Origin of the sequence: Streptomyces phyllanthi (genome assembly GCF_009377205.1) — a bacterium.
GTDB lineage: Bacteria > Actinomycetota > Actinomycetes > Streptomycetales > Streptomycetaceae > Streptomyces > Streptomyces phyllanthi.
In genome coordinates, this window is record NZ_VJZE01000493.1 from 1 (window position 1) to 6,556 (window position 6,556).

Below are 6,556 nucleotides of genomic sequence, written 5' to 3' on the forward strand. Positions count from 1 at the left end.
CCCCCTGTCCCCGCGCCCACGCCCTCCCTGCCTCAACCTGCCCTGCCCGAAAGGCGGTTCGCCATGCCCAGAGTTCTCGTCATCGGCGAGTCCTGGTTCACGTACACGGTCCACCAGAAGGGCTTCGACGCCTTCCACACCGCCGAGTACACCGAGGGCGGCGGTGTCTTCCTCGACGCGCTGCGCTCACGCGGCCACGAGGTGACGTACGTCCCCTCGCACGAGATCTCCCGCCGGGTCCCGGACTCCGCCGAGGGCTTCGACGCGTACGACGTCGTGGTCATCAGCGATGTGGGCGCCAACAGCTTCCAGCTCCCGCCCGAGACCTTCAACCGCTCCGTCCCCGCCCCGGACCGCTCGGACCTGGTGCGGGGGTTCGTGGAGAAGGGCGGCGGGGTGCTGATGGTCGGCGGCTATCTGACCTTCAGCGGTATCGACGCCCGCGCCCGGTGGGGGCAGTCGCCGCTCGCCGTGGCTCTGCCGGTGTCGATGGCCGACCGGGACGACCGCGTGGAACTCCCGGCCGGAGCCGAGCCCGAGGTGGTGCGCGACCACGGGATCGTACGGGGGCTGGGCCGGTCCTGGCCCGCCCTGCTCGGCCTCAACGAGGTCTGGGCACGGCACGGGGCGACGACGCTGGCCGAGTGCGCCGGGCATCCGCTGCTCGTCGTCGGCGGCTACGGTGCCGGCAGGTCCGCTGCCTTCACCTCCGACGTGGCACCGCACTGGGCACCGCCGCCGTTCCTGGAGTGGAACGGATACGCGGAGCTGTGGGACCGCCTCGTGCGCTGGCTCGCGGGAGCGAACCTGTGACGGCGGCGGAACTCCCGATCGGCCCGATCGGCCCGATCGGCCCGATCGGCCCGGTGGGCCCGGTGGGCACACCCCACATCGGCGCCGCGCCCGGCGACTTCGCCCCGCTCGTGCTGATGCCCGGGGACCCGCGCAGGGCCCGGCGGATCGCCGAGACCTTCCTGGCGGACGCCCGCCTGGTCACCGACGTACGGGGCGTGCTCGGCTACACCGGCACCCACCGCGGTGAGCCGATGTCCGTGCTCGCCTCCGGCATGGGCATACCGTCGGTGTCGATCTACGCCACGGAACTGTTCCGGCACTACGGCGTGCGCAGGATCGTACGGGTCGGCACAGCCGGAGCCATCCCGCACACGGTGTCCTTGCGGGACGTCGTGATCGCCTCCGCCGCGCACACCGACTCCAGCGTCAGCGGCCTCCTCGTGAACGGTGTGAGCCTGTCGCTCACCCCCTCCTACCGGCTGCTGCGCGCCGCCGCGGATGCCGCCGGGGAGACCACCGCGGACGTCGCGGCGGAGCGGGGCGGGGGAGTGGTGCACATCGGGCCGGTGTTCACCAGCGACCACTTCTACCTCGACCGGCCCGCCGTCTTCGACGCGCTGGAGGGCCGGGGAACGCTCGCCGTGGAGATGGAGGCGGCGGGGCTGTACGCCGTGGCCGGCTCCGAGGGCGGCGAGGCGCTCGCCGTGCTCACCGCCTCCGACCACGTCCGCACCGGCGAGGCCCTGACCGCCGAGGCGCGCGAGACCTGCTTCGACCGGGCCGTGCGCATCGCCGCCGCCGCCCTGCTCGGCGATGCCTGAATTTCTCCATGAGGAAATAAGACCGAAACCCGGCGGCATAGCCAAAGCGTTTTGCACTTCCTAGGGTCAACGCAACACATACCGGTACAACGCAATCAGACAGCGAAAATGATCAGCTACACCATGAGCGGGAGATCGACGATGAGACACGGAAGAAGCGCCGCCCTCGCGGTGGTGGGCGTACTCGCACTGGCCGCCTGCGGTGGATCGGGCGGGGACGACAACTCCGGCACGGCCTCCTCCGGAAAGCCGCGCATCAAACTCGTCGTCAATGGCGGACTGGGTGACAAGTCGTTCTTCGACTCCGCGTACGAGGGCCTGAAGAAGGCTCAGAAGGACCTCGGCTACGAGCTCAAGGTGGTGGAGCTGGGCTCCGACCGCACCAAGTGGGAGCCCGGGTTCGAAGATGCCGCCGCGGCCGACGACTACGACATCCTGGCCGCCGGCACCTTCGACGTCACCGACTACGTCGGTGAACTCGCCCCGCAATTCCCGGACAAGAAGTTCTGGGTCTTCGACGCCCCGGTCGACTACAGCGGCGAGAACGGCACCTGTTCCAACAAGTGCGAGAACGTCTACTCCGTGACCTTCAAGCAGAACGAGGGCGGCTATCTCGCCGGATTCCTCGCCGAGAAGCTCGTCGCCGAGAAATCCCTCAAGGGTGCCGAATCCCTCAAGAAGGTCGGTGTCATGGGCGGCGTGAAGATCCCGGTCATCGAGGACTTCGTGGTCGGATTCAAGGCCGGTTTCAAGGCCGCGGGCGGAAAGAACTCCGACGTTCTCGTGCAGTACGTGGGCGGTGACAAGCCGTTCGGCGACCCGGCCAAGGGCAAGGAGATCTCCACCGCGATGTACGGCCGGGGCGCCGCGCTGGTGTGGCCGGTCGCGGGGCTCTCCGGGCTCGGCACGTTCGAGTCGGCGGTCACCGCGAACCGGTACACCTTCGGCGTGGACTCCGACCAGTACCAGACCCTCACCGACGAGGACCAGAAGAACACCGTCGTCACCTCCATCCTCAAGAACGTCGGCAGCGCCCTCTACCGGGCCGCGCAGGCCGACCTGAAGGACTCCCTGAAGTACGGCGCCGTCGACACCGTGGGCCTCACCGACGACGCCGTGGGCTACGTCGACGACGACCACTTCAGGGAGCTGGTGCCGGAGAAGATCCGTACCGAACTGAACGAGGCCGCCGACCAGGTCAAGTCCGGCTCCGTCACGGTCCCCAGCGCCTTCTAGCCCCGAACGGCCCCGAGATGAACGAGTCATGGGACGGCACCGGACCCGCCGTCGCCGCCCGCGCGGTCACCAAGACGTACGGCAACGGCGTACGCGCCGTACGCGGCGTGGACCTTCAGGTCCCGCCGGGCGAGATCCGCGCGGTCGTCGGTGAGAACGGTGCCGGCAAGTCCACGTTGATGAAGCTGTTCTACGGACTGGAACAGCCCAGCTCCGGCGAGATCCTGATCGGCGGCCGGCCGCGTGTGCTGCGCGGCCCGGGCGCGGCGATCGCCCTGGGCGTGGGCATGGTGCACCAGAACCTCATGCTGGTGCCGTCCTTCACCGTCGCCCAGAACGTCGTCCTCGGAGTCGAGCCCGGCCGCCGCGGCCTCGTCGACGCGAAGGAGGCGGTCGAGACCACGGCCCGGCTCGCCCAGGAGTCAGGACTGGCCGTCGAGCCCAGGGCGCGTGTCGACGAGGTCTCCGTGGGGATGCGGCAGCGCACCGAGATCCTCAAGGCGCTGCACCGCAAGGCCCGCGTACTGATCCTCGACGAGCCGACCGCCGTACTCACCCCGCAGGAGACCGAGGACCTGTTCGCCGCGGTACGCCGGCTGCGCGACGGGGGCATGACGGTGCTGTTCATCTCGCACAAGCTGCGCGAGGTACGGGAGATCAGCGACAAGGTGAGCGTGATGCGCGCCGGATCACTGGTCGGGACCGTCGCCACCGCCGACGCGACCGAGCGTTCGCTGGCCGCGATGATGGTCGGCCGCGACCTGTCCCTGGACGTCGACCGCGCCCCCGCCCGGCCCGCCGGAGTCACCCTCCGGGTCAGGGACCTGGCGTACGAGGCACCGACCGGCCAGTCCCTGCACGGCCTTGACTTCGACGTCGCCGCCGGGGAGATCGTCGGAGTGGCCGGTATCGAGGGCAACGGGCAGAGCGAACTCGCCGCCATCCTCGCCGGACTGCGCCGCCCGACCGGCGGCACGGTCCATGTCGGCGGCACGGACACGGCCGGCCTCGACGTCGCCGGACACCGCGCGGCGGGCGTCGGCTACGTCCCCGAGGACCGGCTGCACAACGGGGCCGCCCTCGACGAGTCCATCGCCGACAACCTCGTCGTCGACCGCCACGACCGCCCGCCCCTCGCCCGCCGGGGCGTCCTGCGGCCGAAGGCCGTGCGGGCCCACGCCGAACGGCTGATCTCCGACTACGCGATCCGCACCCCCGACCCGTCGGTCCCGGTGCGCGCCCTGTCCGGCGGCAACATGCAGAAGGTGATCGTCGCCCGTGAACTCTCCGCCGGACCACGGCTGCTGATCGCCGCCCAGGTCACCCGCGGGGTGGACATCGGCGCCATGCGGTTCATGTACGAGCGCCTCGTCGCCGCCCGCGACGAGGGCGCCGCCGTACTGCTGATCTCCGCCGACCTCACCGAACTGCTCGCCCTCTCCGACCGGTTGCTCGTACTCAAGGACGGCAGCCTGGTCGCCCGCTTCGACGACACGACCGGGCTCACCGAGAAGCGCGTCGGGCTCTACATGCTCGGTGTCGAACAGCACGACCGGGAGCACCTGACGGCCGGGCTGGACGGCTCCGGCGACTCCGGGCACGGCTCCGGCGACGACTCACGAGACGACTCAGGGGACGACTCAGGGAAGGGGGACGCCGCGTGACCGCCACCCTCGTCGAGACCGAGGACCGCCGAGAGTACCGGGCCACCCGGCGCCGTGGCCTCGCCGTCGACCTCAGCATGACCCTGGCCACCATCCTGGCCGCCCTGCTCATCGGCTTCCTCGTCATGCTCGCCACCGGCAAGGATCCGGTGGCGGCGTACGAGGCCATGCTCACCGGTCCGCTGGAGCGCTCCTTCCGCGTCGGCCGCTGGCTGGAGGACGCCACCACGCTCACCCTGCTCGGACTGTCGGTGGCCATCCCGTTCCGCGCCCGGCAGATCAGCCTCGGTGCCGAGAGCCAGCTCTACGCCGGGGCACTGGCGGCGGCCGGAGTGGCGATCTTCCTGCCGCTGCCGCCCGTCGCCGCCGTCCTCGTCCCGCTCGTCGCCGCGGCCGCCGCGGGCGCCGGGATGGGCCTGGTACCGGGCGCGATGAAGGCACGGCTCGGCGCCAACGAGATCGTGGCCACGCTGATGCTCAACGCCATCGCCGTCCGCGTCTACGACTACCTGGTCAACGGCCCACTGAAGGAGCCCGGCAGCAGCGCCGTGCACTCGGAGCGCATCCATCCGGACTCCGCGCTCACCCCGCTGCAGGAGTGGTTCGGCATCCCCCTGGGCCGCGCCAACACGGGTTTCGTGCTGATGCTGCTGACCGCCGTCGCGCTCTGGCTGCTGATCACCCGTACCCCGCTCGGCTACCGCATCCGGATGACGGGCTCCAACCCCGACTTCGCCGAGTACGGCGGTATCCGGGTGCCCCGCGCCATCGAGTGGAGCTTCGTCATCGGCGGCGCCGTCGCGGGCCTCGCCGGAGCGCACCTCGTACAGGGCGTGTACGGGCGCCTCGAACCGGGCCTCGCGGGGAGTCTCGCCTTCGAGGGCATCGTGGTCGCCCTGCTGGCCCGCAACAACCCGCTGGTCGTCGTGGTGGCCGGGCTCTTCTACTCGTACCTGCGATCCGGGGGAGACATCATGGAACAGCAGACGGACGTCGGCACCGAGATCGTGGTGGTCATCCAGGCGGTCATCGTGCTACTGGTCACCGCCCAGGCGCTGCCGGACCTGATCAAGCGCCGCATCGCGCGCAGGCAGGCGGGTGCCCGATGAGTTCCGTCGTCGACGTCGTCCTCAGCAGCGCCTTCCTCGGGGCGGTGCTGCGGGTCGCCACGCCGTATCTGCTCGCCGCGTTCGGCGGACTGGTCGCCGAGCGCGCCGGGATCAGCAACATCGCCCTGGAGGGGCAGATGCTCTCCGCCGCCTGCACCGGGGCGCTGGTCGCCGGGTACAGCGGCTCCGTGGCGGCCGGCGCGGTGTGCGGGGTCGCGGTGGCCGTGCTCCTCGGGGTGCTGCTCGCCGCGCTGCGCCTGGAGCTGGGCGCGGACGCGATCATCGCGGGCATCGGCCTCAACCTGCTCGCCTCCGGCGCCACCGCCTACGCGGTCTACACGCTGCTCGACGACAAGGGCGGCACGTCCGGTCTGAAGAGCGGCACCCTTCCGACGGTGACCCTGCCGGGCATCGAGCACCTTCCCGTGCTGGGGGAGGTGCTCAGCGGCCAGAACATGATCACCTGGCTGGCCTTCCTGACCGCTCCCGCCGTCGCCTGGCTGTTCTACCGCACCCGCTTCGGCTTCCATCTGCGCGCGGTCGGCGAGACGCCGGACGCCGCCGCCTCCGTGGGGATCGCGGTACGGCGCGTCCAGTACGCCGGGCTCGCCCTCAGCGGCGCGCTCGCCGGGCTCGCCGGGGTCTTCCTCAGCATGGGCTACGTGTCCTTCTTCGTACGGGACATGACGGCCGGGCGCGGCTTCATCGCCCTCGCGGCCGTCTTCCTCGGGGGCCTCAGGCCCTGGGGCGTCTTCCTGGCGGCGCTCGGCTTCGGCGCGGCGGAGGCGCTGGCCGTCCAGCTCGGCACGCTGGACGTGCCGCCGCAGCTGGTCTCGACGATTCCGTACGCGATGACCCTGGTGGCGCTCGCGGTGTACGCGTGGCGGCGGAGGAGGCGGGGGGCGGGGGAGGTCGCCGCGGCGTCCATGTG

General features: G+C 71.0%; 6 protein-coding genes. All 6 read left to right on the top strand.

The annotated features are described in order from the left end of the window. Window positions 1-63: 63 nt before the first annotated feature. A complete protein-coding gene (locus tag FNH04_RS39015) occupies window positions 64-813 on the top strand; it encodes a glutamine amidotransferase (protein WP_152790728.1) in 750 nt (249 codons plus the stop codon). Continuing rightward, window positions 810-1,616 carry a purine-nucleoside phosphorylase gene (gene deoD, locus FNH04_RS39020; RefSeq protein WP_322725140.1) on the top strand — a complete coding sequence of 269 codons (807 nt, stop codon included), beginning with the start codon at window positions 810-812 and terminating at the stop codon, window positions 1,614-1,616. Before FNH04_RS39015 ends, deoD begins: the two co-directional genes overlap by 4 nt. 141 nt (window positions 1,617-1,757) lie before the next feature. Continuing rightward, window positions 1,758-2,852, top strand: coding sequence for a BMP family lipoprotein (locus tag FNH04_RS39025; RefSeq protein WP_152790730.1), 1,095 nt, complete (start codon window positions 1,758-1,760; stop codon window positions 2,850-2,852). Window positions 2,853-2,869: 17 nt separating this feature from the next. Beyond that, window positions 2,870-4,516, top strand: a complete 1,647-nt coding sequence (locus tag FNH04_RS39030) for an ABC transporter ATP-binding protein (RefSeq protein ID WP_152790732.1) — start codon at window positions 2,870-2,872, stop codon at window positions 4,514-4,516. Then, entirely contained in the window at window positions 4,513-5,625 is a 1,113-nt protein-coding gene (locus FNH04_RS39035; RefSeq protein WP_322725141.1) for an ABC transporter permease, read from the top strand. Before FNH04_RS39030 ends, FNH04_RS39035 begins: the two co-directional genes overlap by 4 nt. Beyond that, window positions 5,622-6,556, top strand: a 935-nt coding sequence (locus FNH04_RS39040; protein ID WP_152790733.1) for an ABC transporter permease, incomplete at its 3' end; no start/stop codon positions are given. The genes FNH04_RS39035 and FNH04_RS39040, both read left to right, overlap by 4 nt.

Coding starts and splice junctions, on each gene's coding strand:
- FNH04_RS39015 (WP_152790728.1), top strand. CDS start 64: ATGCCCAGAGTTCTCGTCATCGGCGAGTCCTGGTTCACGTACACGGTC.
- FNH04_RS39025 (WP_152790730.1), top strand. CDS start 1,758: ATGAGACACGGAAGAAGCGCCGCCCTCGCGGTGGTGGGCGTACTCGCA.
- FNH04_RS39030 (WP_152790732.1), top strand. CDS start 2,870: ATGAACGAGTCATGGGACGGCACCGGACCCGCCGTCGCCGCCCGCGCG.